We start from the raw sequence: 25,189 nt of genomic DNA, 5'->3' as shown, positions 1-25,189 counted from the left end.
GAATTAAGATATACGAACAGCCTTAGCGGGAACAAAGCTTCTTCTTGACGGGTCTACTCGTCCTCTGGCGTGAGGTCTAAGACGGGCGTAGCGTCGGTTACATCCACACGGGAGCAGCGAAAGTCAGCCGGCACCCCGCGCGGCCCGTAAGTGCGTTCGTTTGAAGGAGCCGGCAGTGGCTGGATGGAATGCGGACACGGCGGCTGGACCGTTGGGGTCAGGCACAGTGACTTTGATTGAAGGATCATCATTCTGCATTTCATCGGCCAATGGAGACATTCATCCCGAACTTCCGCATGGGGTCTTTCACCTGGATTCCCGCATCCTGTCCCGCTGGAATCTGACTATTAACGGCCAGCCCCTCGAACCCTTGGCTGCTGAGACGAAGGAACCGTATCGGGCCCTATTCGCAGGCCGTCTGCAGCTCTCGGATGGCTATTCGGACAGTCCATTGATCGTGGAACGGCTGCGTGAGGTGGGGGCAGGGATCCGGGAGCGGATCACCATCCGCAACTACTCGGCGGAGCCCGCTGAGTGCAAAATAGTGCTCGCCGTTGAAGCAGATTTCGCCGACTTGTTCGAAGTGAAAGAGGCACGAATCCAGCGGCGATGGGCGGAGACCCGCGATCTGGACGGCGACTCGGTGGAAATCCAGGCCATGTGGCACGACGTCCGGAAGGGCGTCATCGTCAAGGCGGATGGGGCCAATGCCACAGACGAAGGGCTGACTTTTGAGATAGTGGTCCCGCCCTATGGGCATTGGAGTACTCGATTGAATGTTGCGCCCACGGACAATGGCGCACGTCCCGACGCGCCATTTGTTCATCCGGCTCCTGGCGAAATGTCTCCGAGTGACCGGCGCCGTCAAGAGTGGGTGGCGAAGATTCCGGCCCTGCAGATGGGCAACCGTTCCATCCAGCGGACGCTGCGGCGCAGCTACGACGACTTGGGAGCGCTGAGAATCGAGGACCCTGAGCATCCGGAGCGGGTGGTCGTCGCTGCCGGAGCGCCATGGTTCATGACTCTGTTCGGTCGTGATTCGCTGTGGGCTTCGGAAATGTCGCTTCCAGTGGATCCTTCCCTGGCACTGGGCACTCTGAAGACCCTCGCTGACCGCCAAGGCAGCGTCGTGGACGTGATGAGCGAAGAGGAACCGGGCAAGATCCTGCACGAGGTAAGGCTCGACGTTTCCAGCGGGCTGGCGCTGGGCGGCAAATCCGCCTACTACGGAAGCGTCGACGCAACTCCGCTGTTCGTGGTCGTGCTGGGTTCCGTCAGTCGCTGGGGTTTTGACAAAGAGACCATCGCCGCCCTGTTGCCCAACGCTGACCGCGCCTTGGAGTGGATCCGCGAATACGGGGACCGGGACGGGGACGGATTTGTCGAGTATCAGCGCCTCAACGATCATGGGTTGGTCAACCAGGGATGGAAGGACTCCTGGGACGGCATCAACTTCGCCGATGGCGTCTTGGCTGAAACTCCGATCGCCCTGTGCGAGGTCCAGGCCTACGTCCACGGCGCATACGTGGCGCGCTCCTGGATGGCGTACGACGCCGGCGACCTCGCCTTGGCAGCCGAGCTTCGAGACCGGGCCGCGAAACTGAAGCAGCAGTTTAACGAACAGTTCTGGCTCCCCGACAAGGGCTACTACGCCGTCGCGCTTGACCGCGATAAGCGGCCGGTGGACGCCTGCGCGTCCAATATGGGCCACTGCCTCTGGTTTGGTCTCGTGGATGAGGACAAGGCCCCACAAATGGTCGAGCGCCTGATGTCCCCGGAGATGTTCAGCGGGTGGGGAGTGCGGACCCTCGCCAGCGACATGCGGGCCTATAACCCCGCCAGCTATCACAACGGGTCGGTCTGGCCCCACGACAATGCGCTCATTGTGGCAGGGCTGCTCCGGTATGGGTTTGTGGAAGAGGCACAGCGGATAGCCACCGCACTGCTGGAGGCGGCCGAATACTCGGGCGGTCGGCTGCCCGAGCTATTCTGCGGCTTCAGCCGCGACCAGTTTGCCGAACCCGTACCCTACCCCACGGCCTGTTCTCCACAGGCCTGGGCCGCGACCACACCAATCCTGCTGGTGACCAGCCTGATGCGCTACGACGCACACATTTCCCAAGGGGGGCTATGGCTAGACCCTGTGCTTCCGGATTCCTACGGCGAACTGCACATCACGAACGCGCCCATGGGCTCTGGCCGGATCACCATCGACATATCCGGTTCGAACGCCTCCGTTCAGGGCGTGCCGGAGGGCTTGGCGCTCCACCGCGGGCAACGGCCTTGGATAACCGATCTCGTGGAGCACGCCAAACTGCGTCCGGAAAAATAGCGAATGGAGGACGGGATCGATCGGCCTGTTCCTGGAGGAGAATGGTCTTCTTTTACGCCGCAAACAGCGCTGAACGGACGGCCTTTTCGAAGCCGTCGACGTGAATTCGCGCCAGCTCCGCAGCCCTGGCCTCGTCGCCGTCGATCACCGCGCCGAGGAGATCGAGGTGTTCATGAACGTGGCGTGAAAGATCAGGCAGGCGATCGAGGACCATGCACCAGATCCGGGTGGCGAGGTTGTCGTAGCGGATCAGCACATCTTCCAGATGCGGATTTGCCGCTGCCGCATAGATCCCCTGGTGTACGCGGGCATCAAGGCGGAGCGTCTCCACCACGGAGGCGCCGTTGACCTCGAATGACTCCACTGCACGCATCACGGAGCGCAAGTGCTCCCTGGCTGCCGGCGTCGCAACCCGCGCCGCCCGGGCGGCCGCCAGCGGCTCAAGCTGGGCGCGAATCTCCGATATATACGCCAGATCAGTCACTTCAACGCGCGTGGCGAAGGTTCCCCTTCGCGGATAGCTGATGACCAGACGGTCAAGTTCGAGGCGCTTCAACGCTTCCCGCACCGGGGTGCGCCCGATGCCAAGATCCCTCGCCAGCACGTCGTCGTTCAACAAGTCGCCCGGCTTGATGTCCAGCGTCAGGAGCCTGTCGCGGATCCGCTCGTAGGCCACTTCGGCCAGGGACCTCGGACCGGTGGCGTCCACCTCCGCCAGCGCTTCAAATACCACGGTACCGACCTTTCGCGTCCAGCCAACGGACTATTGACCTCACTCGAACTCCAGTATACGCTATATCCCAGTCTGATATATCAGTTACTGAATTGAAAATATATCTTAAGGAGGAGACATGACGCTCGTGGAGACGACTCCAATAAAAAGCACACTTCCGCAGGCGAGTGCCTCTGAAGACGACCGTTCCCGGAGGTTCGTGCTCACCCTGTCGTGCATTGAACGCGCCGGCATCGTGCAGGCGGTCACGACATTCCTGTTTGAACGAGGATTCAACATCGAGGAGCACCAGCAGTTCGACGACGGACTCCGCCAGACGCTGCACTTGCGCACAGCGTTTTCCGGATCCCCGGAGTACTCACCGGAAAGGCTCGAAGAAGAGTTCCGGGCGATCGCTGAGCGTTTTGACATGAAGTTCGGTTTTTATGACGAGACCAAGCAGCGCGTCCTGGTCATGGTGTCAAAGTTCGGGCACTGCCTGAACGACCTGATTTTCCGCTGGCGTGGGGGCAGCCTGGGCGGAGACCTGGCTCTGGTAGTTTCCAACCACGAAACCCACCGGGCCATGGCCGAGGCAGCCGGGCTTCCCTTCATACATATTCCGGTGACCCCGGACACCAAGGCAGACGCGGAGCGCCGCCTGCTCGAACTGGTTGACGAGTACAACATCGATTTGGTGGTTCTCGCCCGGTATATGCAGGTTCTATCCGACGACCTGAGCCGCGCCCTTGAGGGCAGAGCGATCAACATCCACCACTCATTCCTGCCAGGCTTCAAGGGTGCGCGCCCTTACCACCAGGCCTACGACCGCGGCGTCAAACTGGTAGGCGCCACGGCACACTATGTCACCGCAGACCTTGATGAGGGACCGATCATCGAACAGGAAGTCATCCGTGTAGACCACAGCTACGGGCCGACTGCACTTTCCACAGTCGGGCAGGACGCCGAAGCGCTCGCACTGTCCCGCGCCGTCCGCTGGCATTGCGAGCACCGCGTGCTGCTGAACCAAACCAGCACCGTAGTCTTCCGCTAACCGACGCCAAACAACAAGCAGCCCACCCACGAGAAATAGCAGGAGAAACCACATGGCATCGACGCCACGCATAGTCATCATCGGAGCTGGGATCGTCGGCACCAACCTGGCCGATGAACTGGTAGCCCGCGGCTGGAACAACATCACAGTCCTGGACCAGGGACCGTTGAACATGCCCGGGGGCTCCACGTCCCACGCCCCGGGGCTGGTCTTCCAGACCAACGCTTCCAAAACCATGGCAACATTCGCCAAATACACCGTCGAAAAGCTCCTGTCCCTCACCGAGGACGGCGTCAGCTGCTTCAACCAGGTAGGCGGCCTCGAAGTCGCCACCACCGATACCCGGCTGGCCGACCTAAAGCGTAAGCTCGGCTACGCTGCATCCTGGGGAATCGAAGGCAAGATCCTTTCCCGCGAAGAGTGCAAGGAGCTCTACCCGCTCATCAACGAGGAAGACATCCTGGGCGGACTCCATGTCCCCAGCGACGGGCTGGCCCTCGCCGCCCGCGCAGTCCAATTGCTGATCAAGCGCACCGAGGCAGCCGGGGTGGAGTACCGTGGCTCCACGACCGTGACCGGGATCGAGCAGTCCGGCCGCCGCGTCACCGGCGTCCGCACCTCCGAAGGCGTCATCCCTGCGGACATCGTTGTCTCCTGCGCCGGCTTCTGGGGTGCCAAGATCGGCGAAATGATCGGCATGTCCGTTCCCCTCCTGCCTTTGGCCCACCAATACGTCAAGACAACTCCGGTGCCGGCGCAGAAGGGCCGCAACGAACTACCCAACGGCGCTTCCCTGCCGATCCTGCGCCACCAGGACCAGGACCTCTACTACCGCGAGCACGGCGACCGCTACGGCATCGGCTCCTACGCCCACCGCCCCATGCCTGTGGACGTCGAGGAACTCGGAACCTACACGCCCAGTGCGATCAACGAGCACAACATGCCTTCCCGACTGGACTTCACCCTGGAGGACTTCCTCCCGGCTTGGGAGGCGACCAAGCAGCTGCTTCCGGCCCTGGCCGAAAGCGACATCGAAGACGGCTTCAATGGCATCTTCTCCTTCACCCCCGACGGCGGCCCGCTGGTGGGCGAATCCAAAGAACTCGATGGCTTCTTCGTCGCCGAAGCCGTGTGGGTGACCCACTCCGCCGGCATTGCCCGCGCTGTCGCCGAACTGCTGACCACGGGCAAGTCCCGGATCGACCTGGGCGAATGCGACATCCACCGCTTCGAGGAAGTCCACCTCACCCCCGAATACGTCAGCGAAACGTCCCAGCAGAACTTCGTGGAAATCTACGACGTGCTACATCCGCTCCAGCCCAAGCTCTCCCCCCGCAACCTCCGCGTCAGCCCTTTCCATGCCCGCCACAAGCAGCTGGGAGGGTTCTTCCTCGAGTCCGGCGGCTGGGAACGCCCCTACTGGTTCGAGGCCAACGCCGAACTGCTGAAGGAGATGCCGGCCGAATGGCAGCCCCCGGCCCGTGATGCCTGGTCCGGGATGTTCAGCTCGCCCATCGCCGCCGCCGAAGCATGGAAGACCCGCACCGCGGTGGCAATGTACGACATGACTCCGCTCAAGCGCCTTGAGGTCTCGGGACCCGGAGCACTGAAGCTGCTCCAGGAACTGACCACGGCGGACCTGGACAAGAAGCCAGGTGCAGTGACCTACACCCTCCTGCTGGACCACGCAGGAGGTATCCGAAGCGACATCACGGTGGCCCGCCTGAGCGAAGACAGGTTCCAGCTCGGGGCCAACGGAAACATCGACACCGCATACTTTGACCGGGCCGCGCGCCACCAGACCGAAAGCGGCTCCGCGAGCGACTGGGTCCAGGTGCGTGACACGACGGGCGGCACCTGCTGCATCGGTCTCTGGGGCCCCCTCGCCCGGGACCTCATCAGCACGGTCAGCAGCGACGATTTCTCCAACGACGGCCTGCGCTACTTCCGGGCCAAGAATGTCGTCATCGGCGGAGTCAACGTCACTGCCATGCGGCTGTCCTATGTCGGCGAGCTGGGCTGGGAGCTTTACACCAGCGCGGACAACGGCCAGCGCCTCTGGGATGCGCTGTGGAAGGCGGGGCAGCCCTTCGGTGTCATCGCGGCCGGCCGGGCCGCCTTCAGCTCGCTCCGGCTTGAAAAGGGTTACCGCTCCTGGGGCACCGACATGACCACGGAGCACGACCCCCTCGAAGCGGGCCTCGGATTCGCCGTGAAGATGGCCAAGGACAACTTCGTGGGCAAGGCCGCTTTGGAAGGCCGCACCGAGGAAAACTCCGCCCGCCGCTTGCGCTGCCTGACCGTCGACGACGGACGCAGCATCGTCCTGGGCAAGGAACCGGTCTTCTACAAGGACCAGGCAGTCGGCTACGTAACCAGCGCCGCCTACGGTTACACCGTCGCCAAGCCGATCGCCTATGCGTACCTCCCGGCCGCCGTCTCCCTCGGTGACTCCGTCGAGATCGAGTACTTCGGACGACGCATCCAGGCTACGGTCACGGCCGATCCGCTGTACGACCCGACGATGACCAGGCTCCGCGGCTAGCGCACTGCGGGCCATCCAAAGGCATCGCGGCCCGGACTCATCCTCGCAACCAGAGTCCGGGCCGCTGTCTTTCCGATTCTTCTCCAGCCCCAGCCCGCCAAGACGCAGCGCAGGAACACACAGCCCAGGAAGACCCATGATCAGTTCAGAAACAATCAACAATTACCTCACCAGGCTTGCTTCACGGCAGCCCACCCCCGGCGGAGGCGCAGCCGCTGCGGTTCACGCCGCCCAAGGTGCCGCCCTCGTTGCAATGGTCGCCAGGTACACCACGGGCGCCAAATACGAGCAACACGCTGCACTGGTCTCAAGGATCATCGCGGCCGCCGACGAACTTGTGGACGAAGCCCTGCGACTTGCGGACGCCGACGAACTAGCCTTCCAGGGGGTCATCGATTCCTACAAGCTGCCCTCCGGGACCGAGGCCCTCAACGAAGCGCGGTCGGCGGCCATCCAGGATGCGCTCATTCACGCTGCACAGACCCCGGCACAGCTGATCAGGGTCTCAGGATCCGTCGTCGATCTGGCCACTGAACTGTTCGACGCCGCAAACGCCAACGTGATCAGCGACGTCGCAGCCGCCGCGGACGCCGCTCGCGCGGCCGCCACCACGGCGAGGGTCAACATCGACATCAACATTGTGGCCATCAAGGACTGCTCTACACGTGCCCGGCTTGCCGAGCAGACCGACCGGATCGAAGAGAAGGTCGTCTTGGCGGCAGACTCGCTCGCTAAGCGCGTACGCGAAAGGATCCTCGGTTGAACGCCACCCTGCTTTCCGGCAAGCCGTTGGCGGCGCTCATCCAGCAAAGGGCCCGGGATGAGGCACGGAACCTCGAAAACGACGGAGTACGCCCGGTCCTCGCGGTGGTCGTGGCAACCGACGACGAGTCCACGCATTGGTACGTCCGCTCCATTGAGCGCGCGGCCGAACGCGCGGGAATCGGCTGCCGGATCCTCGACCTTGGCCACGACGCCACAGAGCAAGTCCTGGCCAGCGTCCTGAGACACCTCAGCGCGGAACCGTCCGTCAACGGAATCATCCTGCAGACGCCCCTGCCCGCCGGGGTCAGGACCGATGCCTTGGTCAGCCACATCGCACCGGAGAAGGACATCGACGGCGCGAACCCCCTCAGCCTCGGCCGGCTGGCCGTGGGGCAACCCGCCTTCGCACCTGCCACTGCCCGGGCCGTCGTCGAGATCCTCGACCACTACGACATCCCGGTGGCGGGCCGGAACGTCGTCGTCATCGGCCGTTCCGCCGTCGTGGGCAAACCACTGTCCCTGCTGCTGCTGGAACGCGATGCCACCATCACCGCCTGCCACTCCCGGTCAGGTCCGCTGGAGAAATACACCAAGAGGGCCGACGTCGTCGTCGTCGCGGCCGGGCGGACGGGCCTGCTCACCGGCGCCCATGTTTCCTCCGAGTCGGTAGTGATCGACGTCGGCACGAACGTCCTTCCCGACGGATCCCTCGTGGGAGACGTGGACGAAGCCAGCGTGCTAGGCGTCGCCGCAGCACTGACGCCCGTTCCCGGCGGCGTCGGCACTGTCACCACATCGTTGCTGCTCCTGCACACAACCGAAGCCGCAAGGGAACAGTCCCGCTCGTTGATCGCTGGACCGGTCGGCTGACGTAAGGGCAAAACCATGCCCGGCGCCGAGGGCGACGGTGCCGGGCATCCGGGACGCTCAATTTTGCTAGAGGACCGCCCGGATCAGGTTCTCGAAGTCGGTCACGTGCTTGGCGGTCAGCCCTGCGGCCGCTTCTGCCTCGCCATCCGCAATGCACTCAAGCAGTTCCACGTGCTGGGCAATGTGTTCGGAAACCGGCGGGAGCTTCTCCAGCACAAGACTCCAGATGCGGGTCGCCAGATTGTCGCAGCGGATCAGGACATCCTCCAGATGCCGGCTGCCAGTCGCCCGGTAGATGCTGCGGTGTACTCTCATGTCCAGGCGCATGAGGTCCCGCTGTGCAAGGTGGCCGGCCAAAAGCTGTCCAATCTCCCGGGCAAGGTCCCTTAGCTCCTGCCGCGTCCGGTCCGAGGCCATTCGAGCGGCACGTGCTGATGCCGCAGGCTCCAAAAGCTGACGAATCTCGGAGATTTCAGCAAGGTCCGTAATATCCACGCCCGCGGCAAAGGTTCCCCTGCGTGGATAGGCCACCACCAAGTGATCGCTCTCCAGTCTCTTCATGGCTTCCCTAATAGGCGTTCTTCCGACACCAAGCCGACGGGAGATCAGATCATCATTCAAGGGCTCGCCGGGCTTGATATCAAGAACGATAAGCTCATCACACAGCACCCGGTACGCATACTCGGCGTAGGACTCATCATCCTGCCTCGCAGGCAGCTCCGACTCCCCCATGACAACCGATAATTTGCCGCTGCTCTCCACGTCTGACCCTTCCCGTTCCGTGACGGCGCCTTGACTCGCCGGCCCCGTGAACATAGTATCCCTACAACTGATATATCAATACTCTGAGGATAAGAATGTCAAGAACTTCGCCGTCCTCTGACAAAGGTTTGGCGCCGCTCTATCCGGCCAAGATCTGAAGGAAAAGCCGATGGCCTCGAAAGCCCCCCGTGAAAATATCGACGAGTCAAAGCTGACTGTCACCAAACCCAAGTCAAAGGCCGTGGGCCTCCCGGCTGTTGCTAACGCTCTGAAGATCTCCCTCGAGCAGATGGGTCCATTGCGCAGCGTCCAAACATTGCTGGCGGTCAACCAAGTAGACGGGTTCGACTGCATGGGCTGCGCCTGGCCGGAACACGACAAACGCCATACGGCCGAGTTCTGCGAGAACGGCGCCAAGGCCGTCGCGGAAGAAGCCACACGCCGCCGCGTCACGCCGGAGTTTTTCTCCTCGCATTCCATAGCCGAGTTGAAGACACGGGACGACTATTGGCTGGGGCAGCAGGGGCGGTTGACGCATCCGATGCTCCTGGACGAAGGTGCAACACACTACAGGCCCGTCGAGTGGGATGATGCCTTGGAACTGATCGCGCAGGAGATTAGGGACATGGATAACCCGGACCAGGCGGTGTTTTACACCTCCGGCCGGACGTCAAACGAGGCGGCTTTCGCCTACCAGCTCCTTGTGCGCGGGGTGGGGACCAACAATCTTCCGGACTGTTCCAACATGTGCCACGAGTCCTCCGGTTCGGCCCTCGTCGAGACCATCGGCATCGGTAAGGGCTCCGTGAGCCTCAAAGACGTGGAAACAGCGTCGCTGATCTTCGTTGCGGGCCAAAATCCAGGCACGAACCACCCGCGCATGCTCAGCTCACTGGAGAAGGCCAAGAAGAACGGTGCGGTCATCGTTTCCGTGAATCCGCTTCCCGAAGCCGGGCTGCTCAGATTCGAAAATCCGCAGAACGTCGTTGGCATGGTGGTTGGCACCGAACTGACGGACGACTTCCTGCAGATCAGGGCCGGGGGCGACCAGGCGCTCTTCCAGGGACTGGGCAAATACCTGCTGGAGGCCGAAGGCGCGGGAAGGACCAGCCCGGGCCTGCCCACCGTGCTCGACCATGACTTCATCAACAATCACACCGTCGGCCTCGAAGCGTACGTGAAGCAACTGGAAGATGTGGCGTGGGAGGGCATCCTCGAAGCGACCGGACTGACGATGGACCAGATCAAGGCCACCGGTGAGCGCCTGCTGGCTTCGAAGGCAACCATTGTCTGCTGGGCCATGGGCCTGACACAGCACAAGCATTCTGTGCCCACGCTCCGCGACGTCGTCAATGTCCTCCTTCTCCAGGGCAACATCGGCAAGCCCGGGGCCGGAGTCTGCCCCGTCCGCGGACATTCCAATGTCCAGGGCGACCGCACCATGGGCATCTTCGAGCAAATGCCGGAGAAATTCCACGACAGGCTGGACCACGAGTTCCAGTTCCTCTCCCCCCGGGCCCATGGCTACGATACCGTCGCGGCCATCCGGGCGATGCGGGACCGCAAGGTCCGGGTTTTCATCGGGATGGGCGGCAACTTTGTACGGGCGGCCCCGGACTCTGAAACCACGGAGCAATCCTTGGCCAACACCCGTCTTACGGTCCAGATCTCCACAAAATTGAACCATTCCCACTTGGCAACGGGGCGGCGCGCCCTGATCCTACCCACGCTCGGACGCACCGAGAGGGATACGCAGCGAACCGGTGACCAAAGGGTAACCGTGGAGGATTCCATGAGTGCCGTCCATGCGTCCCGTGGACGCCTCAAGCCCGCGAGCGAGCACTTGATGTCCGAAGTGGCGATCGTCTGCAACCTGGCCCACCGGCTCTTCACGGACAGTGACGGCCAGCTCCTGCCCAACACACCCAAGGCCGCCTGGCTCGCGCTCAGGGATGACTATTCACTGATCAGGAAACACATCGAAGCGGTACTCGACGGTTTCGAAAATTTTGAGGAAAAGATCCAGAATCCGGGAGGCTTCGTCCTCCCCCACCGGCCCCGGGATGCCAGGGAATTCGACACGGCTTCCGGCAAGGCCCACTTTACGGCGAACGACTTGGAGTACCTCCGCGTCCCGGAGGGCCGCCTCATCCTCCAAACGCTGCGCTCCCACGACCAGTACAACACCACCATCTACGGCAAGGACGACCGCTACCGTGGCATTCACGGCGGTCGCCGGGTGGTCCTCGTGAACGAAGCCGATGTGGCCGAACTGGGTTTCGAGAACGGCGACATGGTTCACCTGATATCCGAATTCCGGGGCACCGAGCGACGGGCCGAGAATTTCCGCATCGTTTCCTATTCGACACCGAAGGGCTGCGCCGCCGCCTACTACCCGGAGACCAACGTCCTCGTGCCGCTGGACTCGGTAGCCGACGTCAGCGGAACCCCGACGTCAAAGTCAGTCATTATCCGCCTCGAACCGGCAGGCGCAGGCAGCCATGGGTGACAGCCGGGGCGCGGTTGCGGTGTCCTCCCCAGGGGTTGACCGTCCGCGGGTGGAACGGGCCGTCCGGGAATTCCTCCTGGCTATTGGCGAAGACCCGGACAGGCCAGGCCTGGTTGAGACCCCCGCGCGCGTCGCCCGCGCTGCGGAGGAAATGTACGGCGGCCTCCGCGAAGACCCCCTCGCCGTGCTGGACAAGACGTTTGACCTTGGCCATGAAGAACTCGTCATCGTCAAGGACATACCCTTCTACTCAACCTGCGAGCATCATCTGGTCCCGTTCCACGGCGTAGCCCACGTCGGATACATCCCCTCCCCGGATGGATTCGTCACAGGGCTGAGCAAACTTGCCCGGCTGGTGGACATCTTCGCTCGGAGGCCCCAAGTTCAGGAGCGGCTCACGACGCAGGTGGTTGACGCCCTGGTCGCTTCGCTTCGACCCCTCGGTGCGATCGTCGTCGTCGAGTGTGAACATCTGTGCATGTCCATGCGCGGGGTCAGAAAACCGGGGGCAAAGACCATCACCTCCGCGGTGCGGGGCGAGCTCCGGCTGCCGGCGGCCCGCGCAGAAGCATTGAGCCTGATACTCGGCCGCTGAAAACCTCTGGACATGACGCAGTCAGGTGACGTAACATATTTCTGATATATCTTTAATGAGAGATCAACATATCAGCGTAGACCACGCCGTCGGCTAAGGTCTCTCATTCGCAACAGAGATGACATGTCGCGTTTCCCGTCAGCGGTGCTTCGGTGTTTTGAATGCCTGGGGAGGTAGCGCCGAAGCACCTCTTGCGGGAAACGGGCAAGCCGGCATGCCTTCAAGGAATGCCCAACCGCTGAATCAAAACACCATGAAATGACCTATAGGAGTGTCATGTCAGGAAACAGAGCAGTCGCGTACAAAGAACCGGGCGTAGTCGAGATCATCGATACCAACTACCCGACGTTCGAGCTTAAGGACGGCCCGGGCGTCAACCCCGCAAACGTCGGCCGGAAGGTGACCCACGGAGCAATCCTGCGCACCGTAACGACAAATATTTGCGGCTCCGACCAGCACATGGTGCGCGGCCGCACCACAGCCCCGCGGGATCTGGTCCTAGGTCATGAGATCACCGGCGAAGTTGTGGAAGTTGGGCCAGATGTGGAGTTCATCAAGGTCGGCGATATCGTATCGGTGCCGTTCAACATCTCCTGCGGTCGCTGCCGGAACTGCAAGGAACGCAAGACCGGCATCTGCCTGAACGTCAATCCTGACCGGCCCGGCAGCGCCTACGGCTACGTCGATATGGGCGGCTGGGTCGGAGGACAGGCCGAATATGTGCTGGTACCGTACGCGGACTGGAACTTGCTGAAGTTCCCGGACCGTGACCAGGCCCTGGAAAAGATCATGGACTTGACCATGCTGTCGGACATTTTCCCCACAGGCTTCCACGGAGCAGTCACGGCCGGGGTCGGCGTCGGCTCCACCGTCTATATCGCAGGCGCAGGTCCGGTCGGCCTGGCGGCGGCCGTCGGCGCGCAACTGCTCGGCGCGGCGGTCGTCATCGTCGGTGACATAAACGAAGACCGCCTCGCCCAGGCTAGGTCATTCGGCTGTGAAACCGTCAATGTCTCCAAGGGCGACCCCAAAGACCAGATCGAGCAGATCCTTGGCGTGCCCGAAGTGGACTCCGGCGTAGACGCCGTCGGATTCGAAGCCCGCGGACACGGCAAGGACGCCTCGCACGAAGCGCCGGCGACTGTGCTGAATTCCCTCATGGACATCACCGCCGCTGGAGGGGCCCTGGGCATCCCCGGCCTATACGTCACCGGTGACCCGGGCGGAATCGACGAGGCAGCCCAGCACGGTTCCCTCTCGCTGTCGCTGGGCACCGGATGGGCCAAATCCCTGTCCTTCACCACTGGCCAGTGCCCCGTGATGAAGTACAACCGGCAACTGATGATGGCGATCCTGCATGACAAAGTCCAGATCGCCAAGGCCGTCAACGCCAAGGCCATCTCACTGGAGGACGCTCCCCGCGGGTACGCCGAGTTCGACGCGGGAGCCGCCACCAAGTACGTGCTGAACCCGAACGGTTACGTCAAGGCGTAGCCCGCCGCGACTGATAGGCCGGACCTGGTCTGGCTCGCTCTCCGAGGAGACGGCGATAAGGCCGCAAGAAAGGTGCCTTATCGCCGCCTCCGGGAAGAACGCCTCATTCGGGAAGCCTTCAGATAAGGGGGCAGCTTTGCCTGCTCAAGCTGACCCTCGGCTCCGAGGCAACGCCCGGCGAACCGCGAAGCGACCAACATATCCGCAAAGCAGGATCCTGTTGACAGGCTCGGAAGTGGTGACCTCCAGGGTGCCCGCGGCCGGCTGATGGTGTCTTGGCCGTGCCTCCGCAGGGAGCCCAGCCGGGGGACCTGGTTACCGCGCTGCCGCTCCCGTGGGCTCAAACCCTGACCGCAATCTTCGGCGCAAGATCCGATGGAGGCCCGGCTTGGATGTCCCCATCTGCCCCGCTCACCGCTACCGCGAAGGCACCAACCACGCCCGGATCCCGGTGAACCAGCCGAAGAACCAGGTCAACAACTACAGCCAGGACGGAGAGGGACGCTACCTGTTCAACGGCGACTTCGTCCAGGCCGGCGCGCTGTACCGCGTACTCAACCTCAGGTGACGTCCACGGACGGCGTACCGGGAATTGCGGGGCAGCAGCTATTCCGGTCTAGGATCAGAGAAACAAGAGGGAGGTTTCAGCCTCTTGTTTGGCCGCAGAAAGATGTAGGTATGGCTCATGGCCAGGATTGACTTTGACTCCGAAAAAGGCGGAAACGGGCAGCCCGGTGGCGTGCAGTCTGTTGACCGTGCCCTCCAGATCCTCGAAATCCTGTCCCGTGACGGACACGCGGGCGTGAGCGAAATTGCCGAGGAAATTGGCATCCACAAGTCCTCGGTCTTCCGACTGCTGGGCTCGTTGGTGAGCAGGGAGATGGTCCACCAGAACAGCGACCGGGGAAAGTACCAGCTGGGCTTCGGCATCCTGCGGCTGGCCAGCTCCATTCCTGGCCGGCTCAGCTTGGTCCGCGAGGCCCGGTCCGTGTTGGAGAGCCTCGCGGACGAGTTCAAGGAAACTGTGAACCTTGCTGTCCTGCGCTCGAACTATGCCGTTAACGTGGATCAAGCCATGGGACCGTCTTCGTTGGCAACCTATGACTGGGTGGGCGGCCTGACGCCGCTCCACGCCACATCGAGCGGGAAGGTTTTGTTGGCCGCACTGTCCGCCGACGAACGGGACCGCATCCTGAAGGAAACGGGGTTTCATGCCAGGACTCCCCGCACTATCACCAATCGGGAAGACCTGGAGACGCAGCTGATCGATGTGGCCCACGACGGTTATGCAGAGACGCGTGAGGAACTCGAGATCGGCCTGAACGCAGTTGCTGTTCCGGTGTACAACCACTTGGGAGCCGTCATTGGAGCCGTCAGCATCTCCGGGCCCGCGTTCCGGTTCGACCCGCAAAAGACCCCCGGACTTATTGACGCCCTGCGTCAGGCCGGAATCCAGATTAGCGTGCAAATGGGCTACACACACCGGTGACCCCGTGCCCTGGTAGCACGGGGTCACCGGTGCAGGGTCAGAGCTCAGGAGGACGAAATGACGTCTCCGACTTTTTCCTGGATCCAGTCGTGGAAGACGCTGATGTGGTGCTCACTGGGAACGAGCACGCCGCCCTTGGCGTAGATCCTGGAGCCCATGGCTGGCTGGCACCGTTCGCAAGCGTCGAAGTCCTGCTGGTTGACCCGGTGGAACAATTCCACTGAGGCGGAGACGTCCTTGCCGCTTTCCACGACGCTGGGCAGGTACAGCCAGTCGCACTCTACGATGGTGTGGTCGGCGGCCATGGGGAACATGCGGTGGATGATGACGTGGTCCGGGACCAGGTTGACGAACACCGTGGGCTTGATGGTGATGGCGTAGTACCGCCGGTCCTGCTCCTCGCTCACCCCGGGGATGTGGTCCAGGCCTTCGGAACCGTCAATGGTGAAGCCCTTGATGTCCTCACCGAATTCGGCGCCGTGACCCACGAAATACTGGGCGGCGAGTCCATCGGCGAACTCGGGCAGGACCTCCGTGAGTTCGGGGTGGATGGTGGCGCAGTGGTAGCACTCCATGAAGTTCTCGATGATGAGCTTCCAGTTTGCCTTCACGTCGTACCGGATGCGGCGTCCCAGGCTCAGGTGGGCGACGTCATAGCCATCGATGGCGTGAACATCGCCGAGACGCTCCTCGATGGCGCCCATGACATCTTCTTCGAAGGACGGCGGCTCATCGGCCAGACACACCCATACGTAACCCAGGTACTCACGGATGTGCACTCTGACAAGGCCGTATTCGTCGCGGTCGATGTCCGGCATCTTCGTCAGGTTTGGGGCAGCGATGAGCTTGCCCTCGAAGTCGTACGTCCAGGCGTGGTAAGGACACTGGAAGTTCCGGGCGGCTTCGCCCTGGTCTTCCATGCAGAGCTTCACGCCGCGGTGCCGGCAGATGTTGTAGAACGCGCGGACCTCTCCCTTGCGGGTGCGGTTTATCAGGACACTCTCCCGTCCCACCTGCACTGTCCTCCAGGCACCGGGCTTGTCCAAGTCAACCGATCGGATGGCACAGAACCACATTTGCTCAAAAATGCGTTCCTGCTCGGCGCGGAATACGGCTTCGTCCACGTACGTGGAGCCCGGCAGGGTGGGAATCAGGCTCGGGGTGGTTACTTCAGTGGTCAATGTTCCTCCTAAAAAGAGCACTGGGAAGTGCGTACGACGTGTGGGTTGTGAAATTCAGATTGTGCTAGTGGGGCGGTTACGGCACAACCGCAACCAGCCCTGTTGGCTCAGGTTTGCTGGCCGGAGACGCTATAGTGCGGCGCCACTTGGTGAACAACCTGGGCTGGTTCATGCCAAGAACGGCCACCGGGGCCTCGCCGCGGTAGTAGACCGCAAGGAAGCTGTGGTCTTCGGTGTCTCCGGCCTCAATCTCTAGTCGGTCGTGGCCTGTGGAGTGCCCAGCGAACTGGATCTTGACGCCGTGCTGGTCCGACCAGAAGTAAGGTGGCTTGAGCGGTTGCTGCGGCGCGTTTTCATCAAGCAACGCCTGAATGGCGAGGGCAGCACGCTCCAGGGCTCCCGTCCAGTGTTCGATACGGCGGTGTGCTCCAACTGTGCCGTCGAACCACGCGGCGCAGTCGCCGACGGCGACGATTCCAGTGACGTTGGTTCGACCCATCGAGTCACAGAGCACGCCTCCTCCGAGCTGTACTCCTGAGCCTTCCAGCCATTCGATGTTGGGCTCGGCGCCGATGCCGACGACCACGACATCAGAGGCCAGCTGACGACCGTCGGCGAGGCGGATTCCGCGCACCTCGTTGTCCCCGCTGAAGAATTCGTCGATGACGGCACCGGAAATCAGGTCGACGCCGTTGGCCACATGAAGCTTCGCCACAACAGCTCCCATATCCTGCCCAAGCTGTGCGGTGAACGGCACCGGCGTGTTGTTGATCATAGTGACCTCCATGCCGCGGGATGCGGCTGCGGATGCGACTTCGGCACCGATAAAGCCTGCTCCTACAACTGTCATCCGCGCCCCCGGGACCAGTTTCGGGGCCAGTCTCTGCGCGTCTGCCATTGTCCGCAAATAGAAGACGTTGGTCATACCCGCCAGCACCGGAAGCTGCCTGGCCCGGACGCCCGTGGCGATGACAATTCCGTCAGCGGTAACGCTCTGTCCGTCTTTGAGCCGGATGGTGCGTGTTGCCCCGTCCATACTTATGGCACCTCCCCCAAGGATCCATTCCGCATGCAGTCCGTCGTCATCCGACTCCAACGACAGGTCTTCGGCCGTGATGGACCCGAGGAGGAAGTCCTTGGAAAGGGGCGGCCTGTCATAGGGACGGTGATGTTCATCGCCGATGATGACGAGCCGGCCCGCGAAGCCTTGAGCGCGGGCAGCCCGAGCGGCCGACAGGCCTGCCAAGGAGGCTCCCACAATCGCAAGCGTGTCCATACTCACTCTTAATCACTCACTTCTAAGTCGCTTGGTTCGTTCTAAATCGCACATCTTAATCGCTTAGTACGCAACAATAATCGCTATACGCAACAGCGTGACCCACGCCACCCCTCATGTCAAGAGGGCGACGAGACTCATTTACAATGCTCGCGAAACGGGGTGCACTGCCTCATTTGGAAAACAGCTCGAGACCTTCGGGCAACTCGACGCGAAGCGGCCCACCCATCCCGCGCGAGCACAAACGGATGAGGCACGGGAACTCATTTCGCGAGCATCTTGACCTGAGGCATTACTGAAGGGGTGCAATCAACGAAGACTCTTGACACCGAGTGTGAGCCAGCGCACTCTGTTGCTTATTACGAATTCTGTTGATTGTGGCGGAACGAAAGGGTGATTGCGTAGACAGCCTCCGCGCATTCCATCACTCCCAGCTGGCGCCCGGGGACGCGATGCGCCTCGAGACGCGGCCACCGATCGCGCTGTTCCACACGGAGGAGGGGGAGCTCTTCGCCATTGACGACACCTGCACCCACCAGGACGCGTCGCTCGCCGACGGCTACGTAGAAGACTGCGAGGTCGAATGCCCGCTGCACGCCTCGAAGTTCAACCTCCGCACCGGAATGGTTGACGCCCCGCCGGCCAAGCTGCCGGTCCGCGTACACGCTGTCGAGGTGCGCGACGGAGACATCTACCTCCAAGAATCCGACGAGACCCCAATCTCCCGCCGGGTATCACAGTGGACGGCCATGCCTAGGAGCCAAGCGTGACAGACAAGCACTGCGGATGCATCATCAATACAGGGGGCAGCGACAGCGGAAAGAGCAGGACATCATGGGCACCCACACCGCGACCGATAAGACCCTCAATTCCAAGGCGACGGAGACCGCGCTCAAAGTCGATGGACTGTGGAAGATCTTCGGCCAGAAGGCTGACGGGATCATCGGAACCCCGGACGAGCACCTCTCTCGCAAGGAGCTCCAAAGCAAGACCGGCTGCGTCGCGGCCGTCAAGAACGTCTCGTTCGAGGTGGCCCCGGGCGAGGTCTTCGTGGTCATGGGCCTCTCCGGCTCCGGCAAATCGACGCTCGTGCGTCTGCTCACACGGCTCATCGAGCCGACGGCGGGAAGCGTCACGATCGGCGGCGAGGACGTCATCCGCGCGAGCAAGGCCCGACTCCGGGCGATGCGCCGGAACCATATGGCGATGGTATTCCAGCAGTTCGGCCTGCTCCCGCACCGGAAGGTGATCGACAACGTCGCTTACGGACTCGAGGTCCGCGGCGAGGGCAAATCCCAGCGCCGCGCACGCGCCCAGGACATGGTGGACCTCGTTGGCCTGACCGGGTATGAGAATTCGTTCCCGGACCAACTCTCTGGCGGCATGCAGCAGCGCGTGGGCCTGGCCCGGGCACTCGCGGTGGACCCGCAGGTTCTGCTGTTCGACGAGCCGTTCTCCGCCCTCGACCCACTGATCCGCCGTGACATGCAGAACGAGGTATGCCGCCTGCACGAGGAAGTGGGGAAGACGATGGTCTTCATCACCCACGACCTTCAGGAAGCCCTCAAGCTCGGCGACCGCATCCTCATCATGCGCGATGGCGAGGTCGTCCAGATCGGAACTCCCGCCGATGTCGTGGCAAACCCTGCTGACGACTACGTACGCGACTTCGTCTCAGACGTCCCGCGCTCGCACGTGCTCACGCTGCGCTATGTCGTGCGGGCCCCACGCGAGGGAGAGGCCCTCGACGGGCCTGTGATGCAGGCCGACCGGATCGTGCGTGAAGCTGCCCGGCAGGTCCTCCATTCGGCACTTCCCGTGCGGGTGTACGACGGCGAGCAGTTCCTCGGCCTCGTCGACGACGAGGATATCCTCCGAGTGGTCGTCGCCGAAGAGCCCTCCCCGACATCCCGGCAAGGTCATGCCTCGTGAGCCTCGAGACAGAGCGCGCCAATCGTCGACGACGGGCCGGCACGGAGCGTCCCGAAACTCCAGGAGGACGAACCCCCGCCACCTCCTCCAGCGGCCGGGCTATCTTTGAACTCTGCCGACGTCATTGGCGCCCAGTCTCGATCGTGGGCATCGTCGTCGCCTGGTTGGTACTCTGGGCAACGCTCAGGGGTCTGGACACCCTTGAGCTGGGCGGCGCCGAGGAGACGGACTTCCAGCTCTGGCTGAACAGCGTGCGCGACGCCTTCGACGCGGCCCGCACCAACTCATTCGTGTTCCAGCACATAGTCCAGCCGATCACGGACGGAGTCAACGGTCTCGTTACCTATCTCCAAGGCATCTTCAGTCAGGCCTCGGCAGGGCGCCCGGTGCCGGAGGTGGGCTGGCTCGGTGTCGTCGTGCTGCTCGTTTGGCTGGCCCTGGCATTCGCCGGCGTGCGCGCTATGCTCCTCGTCGGCGCGTGCGTGCTGCTCTTCGGTTTCTTCGGCTACTGGGCACAGAGCATCGACACGCTCATCGTCACTTTCTTCGCCGTCGGCATCTGTACCATCCTCGGACTCCCGCTCGGCATCCTCATGGCCCGGAGCCGCCGGGTCTCGGCCGCGGTCTCACCCGTGCTTGACCTCATGCAGACCCTGCCGTCGTTCGCCTATCTGGCCCCGCTCGCGCTCGTCTTCGGCATCGGCCCGGCGGCAGCGATTGTCACGACGATCATCTACTCGCTCCCGCCGCTCGTGCGCATCACCGGGCACGGCATCCGAGGGGTCTTGCCGGCCACCCTTGAGGCCGCGACGTCCATGGGCAGCACGCCCTGGCAGACCCTCGTCAAAGTGCAGCTTCCCATGGCCCGGCGCACGATCGTGGTCGGCATCAACCAGTGCACGATGGCAGCACTCTCCATGGCGACGATCGCCGCGCTCATCAACGGCCCGGGGCTCGGCATCCCGGTGCTGCAGGCGCTCCAGTCGCTCGACGTCGGCTCGGCGTTTGTCTCCGGTCTTGCCATCGTGCTCATGGCGATCATGCTCGACCGCACTACGACGGCGGCCTCCGAACGCTCGGGCATCGAGGCGCGCATACAGCGCGGGTCCGGAGCCCGCCGGGCAGGCACCTTGCGTGGCCCGCGGCTGCGCCGGACCAGCATCATCGCAGGCGCCGTCGTCACGGCCGTGGCTATCTACCTCTCGCACACCTATCTCGCACTCGCGAAGTTCCCGGCATCGCCCGACCTCGGCACCCCACTGGCGAAGGCCGTCTCTGCCGCCGCCGACTGGACGGTCGGCACGTTCTCGGGCTTCACGGAATGGCTCAAGAACACCGTCACGGCGATTCTCGTCGACCCACTCCAGTCGGTGCTCGCACAGTCGCCGTGGTGGGCCATGGCGCTCGTGCTGCTCGGAATCGCGTTCGTGCTCGCCGGCCGGCGGGCCGTCATAATCACGATCGTGTGCGAGGCCGTGATCTTCGGAACCGGACTGTGGAACGAGAGCATGAAGACGCTCGCGACCACGCTCGTAGCCGCATTCGTCGTGGTCCTCGTCGCCGTCTGCCTGGGTGTTTGGATGGGGCGTAGCAAGCCTGCTGACTCGGTCATCCGACCCGTGCTCGATGCCTTCCAGACCATCCCGTCCTTCGTGTACCTCGTGCCGGCCCTCGCCCTCTTCGGACCCACGCGCTTCACGGCGATCGTCGCTGCGTTCGCCTACGGCGTCCCGATCGCCACGAAGCTCGTCGCCGACGGGATCCGCGGTGTTTCCCCGGTTGCCGTCGAGGCGGCGGAATCGCTCGGGACTACCTCCTGGCAGATGGTCGCGAAGGTCCAACTCCCCATGGCCCGCGCGGCAGTAGTCCTCGCCGCCAACCAGGGCTTGCTCTACGTCCTGTCCATGGTCGTCGTCGGCGGACTCGTCGGCGGTGGAGGACTCGGCTATCTCGTGGTCGCCGGATTCTCCCAAAGCCAGCTCTTCGGAAAGGGTCTTGCCGCCGGCATCGCCATCACCGCACTCGGAGTCATGCTCGACCGCATCACCCAACACGCCGCTGCCCGCTTCGGCAGCACCCGATAGAGGAAAAACCGTGAAGAAATCACTTAGGGACCTTGCCCCAAATAGCAGCAGGAGAGTGTCCGCCGCAATTGTCCTCACTGCGGTCCTCGCGCTCACGGCCTGCGCCGGGGATATCCCTAGCGCAACTCCGCCAAGCGGAAAGAGTGCATGCGGCGCATTCAACGTCGCCGTAAACCCTTGGGTCGGCTACGAGGCGGACGCCTATGTCGTAGGCACCGTCGCCAAGGAAAAGCTCGGCTGCACCGTAAATTACAAGACCCTCAAGGAAGAGGTGTCTTGGCAGGGCTTCGGCAGCGGCGAGGTGGACACCGTCCTCGAGAACTGGGGCCACCCCGATCTCGTCGACAAATACATCAAACAGCAGAAGACCGCCGTCGATGCCGGACCTACCGGCAATACAGGAGTGATCGGCTGGTACGTTCCGCCGTGGATGGCCAAGCAGTATCCGGACATCACGGACTCCAAGAACCTGAACAAGTACGCCGACTTGTTCAAGACCTCCGAGTCCGGAGGCCAGGGCCAGCTCCTCGACGGCGACCCGTCCTTTGTCACCAACGACGCGGCCCTCGTGAAGAACCTTGACCTCAACTTCAAGGTTGTGTACGCGGGCAGCGAGCCGGCGCTCATCCAGGCCTTCCGGCAAGCCGAACAGAACAAGACCCCGCTGATCGGCTACTTCTACGATCCGCAATGGTTCATGGCAGAGGTCCCGCTCGTCAAGGTCAACCTCCCGGCCTACACGCCCGGCTGCGACGCCAACGCTGCCAAGGTTGCCTGCGACTACCCCAAGTACGACCTCAACAAGGTGGTCTCCACCAAGTTCGCCAACTCGGGTAGTCCCGCGTATTCCCTCGTCAAGAATTTCAAGTGGACGAACCAGGACCAGAACACGGTGGCCGGTTACATTGCCAAGGACAACATGAGTCCGGAGGCCGCCGCCCAGAAGTGGATCGACGCGAACCCGGACAAGGTCTCGGCCTGGCTCAAGTAGCCGTGCACGCGGGGGTGCACGGGCCAAGGCTGCCGAAGGTCTGGCCGAGATTGCGTGCCCTACATCCGTGCAACAAGACTCACAATAAGCAACAGTTGACAGAAAACCCTTGACAACGATTGTGATCTGACGCACTCTGTTGCTTATGGCGAATTCTGTTGTTTCATGCGGAACGATCAAGAATTGGCGCCTACCGGTACTCGCGAATCCCTTCCTGAACGAAGGAAAGGTGCTTCATGCCCAAGGCCCTCCCAGGGAAGCACTACGCCTATCCGCCGACGAACCGAACCTGTCACAGGGTGCCGGCCGACGGCCACATATGAGCCAATTGCAACATTGAGCAAAAGGAACCATTATGACCCAGCAACCGAAGCTCCTCAGACACAGGCGGCTAGAGGTGTCCGACGTCAACGTCGTCAACCAGCCGATGCTCAAGAAGGCACTCGGCGGCACGATCGTCGGCAACACCATGGAGTGGTACGACGTCGGCGTTTTCGGCTACCTCATCACGACCATGGGTCCTGTCTTCCTCCCGGAAGCTGACAGATCCGTCCAAACCCTATTCCTGCTCGGCACCTTCGCTGCAACATTCATCGCCCGCCCGCTGGGCGGTGTCATCTTCGGTTGGCTCGGCGACAAGATAGGCCGCCAGAAGGTGCTGGCGGCGACGCTCCTGCTGATGGCGGCAAGTACCTTCGCCGTCGGGCTCCTTCCTGGCTACGCTCAGATCGGCGTATGGGCCGCCGCCCTGTTGGTCATCCTGAAACTCGTCCAGGGCTTTTCCACCGGCGGCGAGTACGCAGGCGCCACTACCTTCGTCTGCGAATATGCCCCCGACAAGCGGCGCGGCTTCTTCGCGAGCTTCCTGGACATGGGCTCGTATCTCGGCTTCGCGTTGGGAGCTGCGATCGTGTCCGTGCTGCAACTGTCTCTGGGCCAAGCGGCCATGGAAGAATGGGGCTGGAGGGTGCCATTCCTGATCGCCGGGCCGCTCGGTGCGATCGCCGTCTACTTCCGGAACAAGATCGAGGAATCCCCGCAGTTCCAGGCAACCCTCGACGCCCAGCAAGCACTTTCTGCAGATGCTGCCGCAGCCGACAAAGCCGTGGCCAAGGGACCTCTGCCCATCATCAAGGCATACTGGCGCCAAATTATCCTCGCCATGATCCTCGCCGCCGCTGCCAACACTGTAGGTTATGTCTTGACGTCCTACATGCCTACATACCTGACCGAATCCAAAGGCTACGACCCCATCCACGGCACGTTGCTAACCATCCCCGTGATGGTGATGATGGCAGTCTGCATCCCGCTGACAGGCAAGCTCTCCGACCGCATCGGCCGCCGTCCTGTCCTCTGGATCGGCGCCGGAAGCACCATCGTGTTCGCTGTCCCGGCATTCCTGCTGATCGGCGTCGGCAATGTCTGGTCCACGCTGGCTGGACTTGCCCTTGTCGCCTTCCCCGTGACGTTCTATGTCGCCAACCTCGCCTCGGCGCTCCCCGCGCAGTTCCCGACGGCGGGCCGCTATAGCAGCATGGGCATTGCCTACAACTTCTCCATGGCGCTCTTCGGCGGCACAACGCCATTCATCGTCCAAGGCCTGATCGAGGCTACGCACAATGACATGGCCCCGGCCTACTACCTCATGGGCACTTCCATCATCGGTGCGGTCGGCATCTATTTCCTCCGCGAATCCGCCCGACGGCCGCTGCCCGGCTCCATGCCCAGCGTGGACACGCAGGCCGAGGCCCGTGAACTGGTAGCGACCCAGGATGAGAACCCGCTGATCGACCTGGACGGTATGCCGTTCCTGGACGACATCGCGCTCGAGAGTGCGGCCCGACCTTCAGGGGGCTGATCCCCAAGGCCCCCCTTGACGCGGATATTCCCTTGACCTGCTCAGGAGCCACCGTTTCCGTGCCTCGCCTGCAACCCCAAAAAGAAAGAAACCAAAATGAAAGATTCCCAGCCACGGGAAAACGTGCTTCGCATCTCAGGTGCCGGCAGCGATCCGATCATCGTCAACTTCGAAGCTTCCGAATCCGTCACTGTCCGGTTACAAATCGATGCCAAGTGCGACTGCCAAGACCAAGGTAGTGCCGCCATCCGCCCGGGTTCCTACGTCTACACTGATCCGGCGGGCCGAAAGGAGCCAAGCAGCGTTATCGGTGCTCCATCACGGCCTGAAAACATGAGTGTTTAGCTGGACATGCCCCCGCCGCGGAGCAGAAACGATGACGCGGGGTCGCCGATGCTGAGACGGCCGTCCGGCACTCCCCCGGGCCTGTTCGACCGTTACGGACGCCGGGCCACCGATATGCGTTTGTCCCTGACAGACAAGTGCAATCTCCGCTGCACGTACTGCATGCCGGCCGAGGGCCTTGAGTGGTTGTCCAAACAAGCCGTCATGACCGCCGCCGAGATTGTCCGGTTGGTGCGGATCGGTGTGGAGCAACTCGGGGTCCGCGAACTTCGCCTCACGGGAGGCGAGCCCTTGGTGCGTGCCGACCTGGTGGACATCATCGCCGCCCTCCGCGAGGCGCACCCCGACCTGCCGATCTCCATGACCACCAACGGCGTCGGACTCGACAAGAAAGC

General features: G+C 62.6%; 19 protein-coding genes and 2 pseudogenes. 17 read left to right on the top strand and 4 right to left on the bottom strand.

Going from position 1 to position 25,189, the window contains the following annotated elements; translation table 11 throughout:
* The first annotated feature begins 175 nt into the window (after positions 1-175).
* Entirely contained in the window at positions 176-2,332 is a 2,157-nt protein-coding gene (locus AB4Z38_RS17230; RefSeq protein WP_441430837.1) for an amylo-alpha-1,6-glucosidase, read from the top strand.
* Between the two features lie 52 nt (positions 2,333-2,384).
* Here the strand turns inward: AB4Z38_RS17230 and AB4Z38_RS17225 are convergent, their stop codons facing one another.
* Positions 2,385-3,065, bottom strand: coding sequence for a GntR family transcriptional regulator (locus AB4Z38_RS17225; protein ID WP_441430836.1), 681 nt, complete (start codon positions 3,063-3,065; stop codon positions 2,385-2,387).
* A gap of 118 nt (positions 3,066-3,183) precedes the next feature.
* Between AB4Z38_RS17225 and purU the strand changes: the two genes are divergently transcribed.
* The 4 genes from purU (at position 3,184) to AB4Z38_RS17205 (ending at position 8,278) form a co-directional block, all read left to right on the top strand.
* Positions 3,184-4,098 carry a formyltetrahydrofolate deformylase gene (gene purU / locus AB4Z38_RS17220; RefSeq protein WP_441430835.1) on the top strand — a complete coding sequence of 305 codons (915 nt, stop codon included), beginning with the start codon at positions 3,184-3,186 and terminating at the stop codon, positions 4,096-4,098.
* A 52-nt stretch (positions 4,099-4,150) separates the two neighbouring features.
* Positions 4,151-6,643 carry a GcvT family protein gene (locus tag AB4Z38_RS17215; protein WP_441430834.1) on the top strand — a complete coding sequence of 831 codons (2,493 nt, stop codon included), beginning with the start codon at positions 4,151-4,153 and terminating at the stop codon, positions 6,641-6,643.
* Between the two features lie 136 nt (positions 6,644-6,779).
* Entirely contained in the window at positions 6,780-7,406 is a 627-nt protein-coding gene (locus AB4Z38_RS17210; protein ID WP_441430833.1) for a cyclodeaminase/cyclohydrolase family protein, read from the top strand.
* On the top strand, positions 7,403-8,278 hold the full coding sequence (locus tag AB4Z38_RS17205) for a bifunctional 5,10-methylenetetrahydrofolate dehydrogenase/5,10-methenyltetrahydrofolate cyclohydrolase (protein WP_441430832.1): 876 nt from the start codon (positions 7,403-7,405) through the stop codon (positions 8,276-8,278). The genes AB4Z38_RS17210 and AB4Z38_RS17205 overlap by 4 nt, the downstream gene beginning before the upstream one ends.
* A gap of 66 nt (positions 8,279-8,344) precedes the next feature.
* On the opposite strand, the gene AB4Z38_RS17200 is transcribed toward AB4Z38_RS17205, so the two are convergent.
* Positions 8,345-9,010 (bottom strand): GntR family transcriptional regulator, encoded by a 666-nt coding sequence (locus AB4Z38_RS17200; RefSeq protein WP_441430884.1) that lies wholly within the window; start codon positions 9,008-9,010, stop codon positions 8,345-8,347.
* Positions 9,011-9,209: 199 nt separating this feature from the next.
* On the opposite strand from AB4Z38_RS17200, the gene AB4Z38_RS17195 reads away from it, so the two are divergent.
* From AB4Z38_RS17195 to AB4Z38_RS17175, 5 genes and pseudogenes are all read left to right on the top strand, one after another.
* Entirely contained in the window at positions 9,210-11,549 is a 2,340-nt protein-coding gene (locus tag AB4Z38_RS17195; RefSeq protein ID WP_441430831.1) for an FdhF/YdeP family oxidoreductase, read from the top strand.
* Positions 11,542-12,144, top strand: a complete 603-nt coding sequence (gene folE, locus AB4Z38_RS17190) for a GTP cyclohydrolase I FolE (protein ID WP_441430830.1) — start codon at positions 11,542-11,544, stop codon at positions 12,142-12,144. The genes AB4Z38_RS17195 and folE overlap by 8 nt, the downstream gene beginning before the upstream one ends.
* 276 nt (positions 12,145-12,420) lie before the next feature.
* Positions 12,421-13,638, top strand: a complete 1,218-nt coding sequence (fdhA, locus tag AB4Z38_RS17185) for a formaldehyde dehydrogenase, glutathione-independent (protein ID WP_441430829.1) — start codon at positions 12,421-12,423, stop codon at positions 13,636-13,638.
* Positions 13,639-14,044: 406 nt separating this feature from the next.
* A pseudogene (locus AB4Z38_RS17180) lies at positions 14,045-14,155 on the top strand (catalase); the annotation flags it as partial.
* Between the two features lie 168 nt (positions 14,156-14,323).
* The gene (locus tag AB4Z38_RS17175) at positions 14,324-15,127 is read left to right on the top strand and encodes an IclR family transcriptional regulator (RefSeq protein WP_441430828.1); all 804 of its coding nucleotides are present in this window, start codon (positions 14,324-14,326) and stop codon (positions 15,125-15,127) included.
* Positions 15,128-15,171: 44 nt separating this feature from the next.
* On the opposite strand, the gene AB4Z38_RS17170 is transcribed toward AB4Z38_RS17175, so the two are convergent.
* On the bottom strand, positions 15,172-16,308 hold the full coding sequence (locus AB4Z38_RS17170; protein ID WP_441430827.1) for an aromatic ring-hydroxylating oxygenase subunit alpha: 1,137 nt from the start codon (positions 16,306-16,308) through the stop codon (positions 15,172-15,174).
* A gap of 76 nt (positions 16,309-16,384) precedes the next feature.
* Positions 16,385-17,584 carry an NAD(P)/FAD-dependent oxidoreductase gene (locus AB4Z38_RS17165; RefSeq protein ID WP_441430826.1) on the bottom strand — a complete coding sequence of 400 codons (1,200 nt, stop codon included), beginning with the start codon at positions 17,582-17,584 and terminating at the stop codon, positions 16,385-16,387.
* Positions 17,585-18,036: 452 nt separating this feature from the next.
* Between AB4Z38_RS17165 and AB4Z38_RS17160 the strand changes: the two are divergent.
* The 7 genes and pseudogenes from AB4Z38_RS17160 to AB4Z38_RS17130 form a co-directional block, all read left to right on the top strand.
* Positions 18,037-18,341 (top strand): annotated as a pseudogene (locus AB4Z38_RS17160) (bifunctional 3-phenylpropionate/cinnamic acid dioxygenase ferredoxin subunit).
* Between the two features lie 77 nt (positions 18,342-18,418).
* Positions 18,419-19,516, top strand: a complete 1,098-nt coding sequence (locus tag AB4Z38_RS17155; RefSeq protein ID WP_441430825.1) for a quaternary amine ABC transporter ATP-binding protein — start codon at positions 18,419-18,421, stop codon at positions 19,514-19,516.
* Positions 19,513-21,600: an ABC transporter permease gene (locus AB4Z38_RS17150; protein ID WP_441430824.1), complete on the top strand. Its 2,088-nt coding sequence runs from the start codon at positions 19,513-19,515 to the stop codon at positions 21,598-21,600. The genes AB4Z38_RS17155 and AB4Z38_RS17150 overlap by 4 nt, the downstream gene beginning before the upstream one ends.
* Before the next feature lie 55 nt (positions 21,601-21,655).
* On the top strand, positions 21,656-22,591 hold the full coding sequence (locus AB4Z38_RS17145; protein ID WP_441430823.1) for an ABC transporter substrate-binding protein: 936 nt from the start codon (positions 21,656-21,658) through the stop codon (positions 22,589-22,591).
* Between the two features lie 355 nt (positions 22,592-22,946).
* Positions 22,947-24,449: an MFS transporter gene (locus tag AB4Z38_RS17140; protein ID WP_441430822.1), complete on the top strand. Its 1,503-nt coding sequence runs from the start codon at positions 22,947-22,949 to the stop codon at positions 24,447-24,449.
* Between the two features lie 96 nt (positions 24,450-24,545).
* Positions 24,546-24,794: a hypothetical protein gene (locus AB4Z38_RS17135; protein WP_441430821.1), complete on the top strand. Its 249-nt coding sequence runs from the start codon at positions 24,546-24,548 to the stop codon at positions 24,792-24,794.
* 6 nt (positions 24,795-24,800) lie between these two features.
* Positions 24,801-25,189: radical SAM protein (locus AB4Z38_RS17130; protein ID WP_441430820.1), on the top strand; the 389-nt coding region annotated here is incomplete at its 3' end.

The sequence above is a fragment of the Arthrobacter sp. 2RAF6 genome (assembly GCF_052115205.1).
GTDB lineage: Bacteria > Actinomycetota > Actinomycetes > Actinomycetales > Micrococcaceae > Arthrobacter.
Note: the sequence above shows the minus strand (reverse complement) of the source record. Positions and strands in the feature narration are given on the sequence as shown.

Bases quoted from the DNA above. Each gene is read 5' to 3' on its own strand.
- purU (WP_441430835.1), top strand. From the start codon at position 3,184: ATGACGCTCGTGGAGACGACTCCAATAAAAAGCACACTTCCGCAGGCG.
- AB4Z38_RS17215 (WP_441430834.1), top strand. From the start codon at position 4,151: ATGGCATCGACGCCACGCATAGTCATCATCGGAGCTGGGATCGTCGGC.
- AB4Z38_RS17210 (WP_441430833.1), top strand. From the start codon at position 6,780: ATGATCAGTTCAGAAACAATCAACAATTACCTCACCAGGCTTGCTTCA.
- AB4Z38_RS17200 (WP_441430884.1), bottom strand. From the start codon at position 9,010: ATGGGGGAGTCGGAGCTGCCTGCGAGGCAGGATGATGAGTCCTACGCC.
- AB4Z38_RS17195 (WP_441430831.1), top strand. From the start codon at position 9,210: ATGGCCTCGAAAGCCCCCCGTGAAAATATCGACGAGTCAAAGCTGACT.
- folE (WP_441430830.1), top strand. From the start codon at position 11,542: ATGGGTGACAGCCGGGGCGCGGTTGCGGTGTCCTCCCCAGGGGTTGAC.
- fdhA (WP_441430829.1), top strand. From the start codon at position 12,421: ATGTCAGGAAACAGAGCAGTCGCGTACAAAGAACCGGGCGTAGTCGAG.
- AB4Z38_RS17175 (WP_441430828.1), top strand. From the start codon at position 14,324: ATGGCCAGGATTGACTTTGACTCCGAAAAAGGCGGAAACGGGCAGCCC.
- AB4Z38_RS17165 (WP_441430826.1), bottom strand. From the start codon at position 17,584: ATGGACACGCTTGCGATTGTGGGAGCCTCCTTGGCAGGCCTGTCGGCC.
- AB4Z38_RS17155 (WP_441430825.1), top strand. From the start codon at position 18,419: ATGGGCACCCACACCGCGACCGATAAGACCCTCAATTCCAAGGCGACG.
- AB4Z38_RS17140 (WP_441430822.1), top strand. From the start codon at position 22,947: ATGACCCAGCAACCGAAGCTCCTCAGACACAGGCGGCTAGAGGTGTCC.
- AB4Z38_RS17135 (WP_441430821.1), top strand. From the start codon at position 24,546: ATGAAAGATTCCCAGCCACGGGAAAACGTGCTTCGCATCTCAGGTGCC.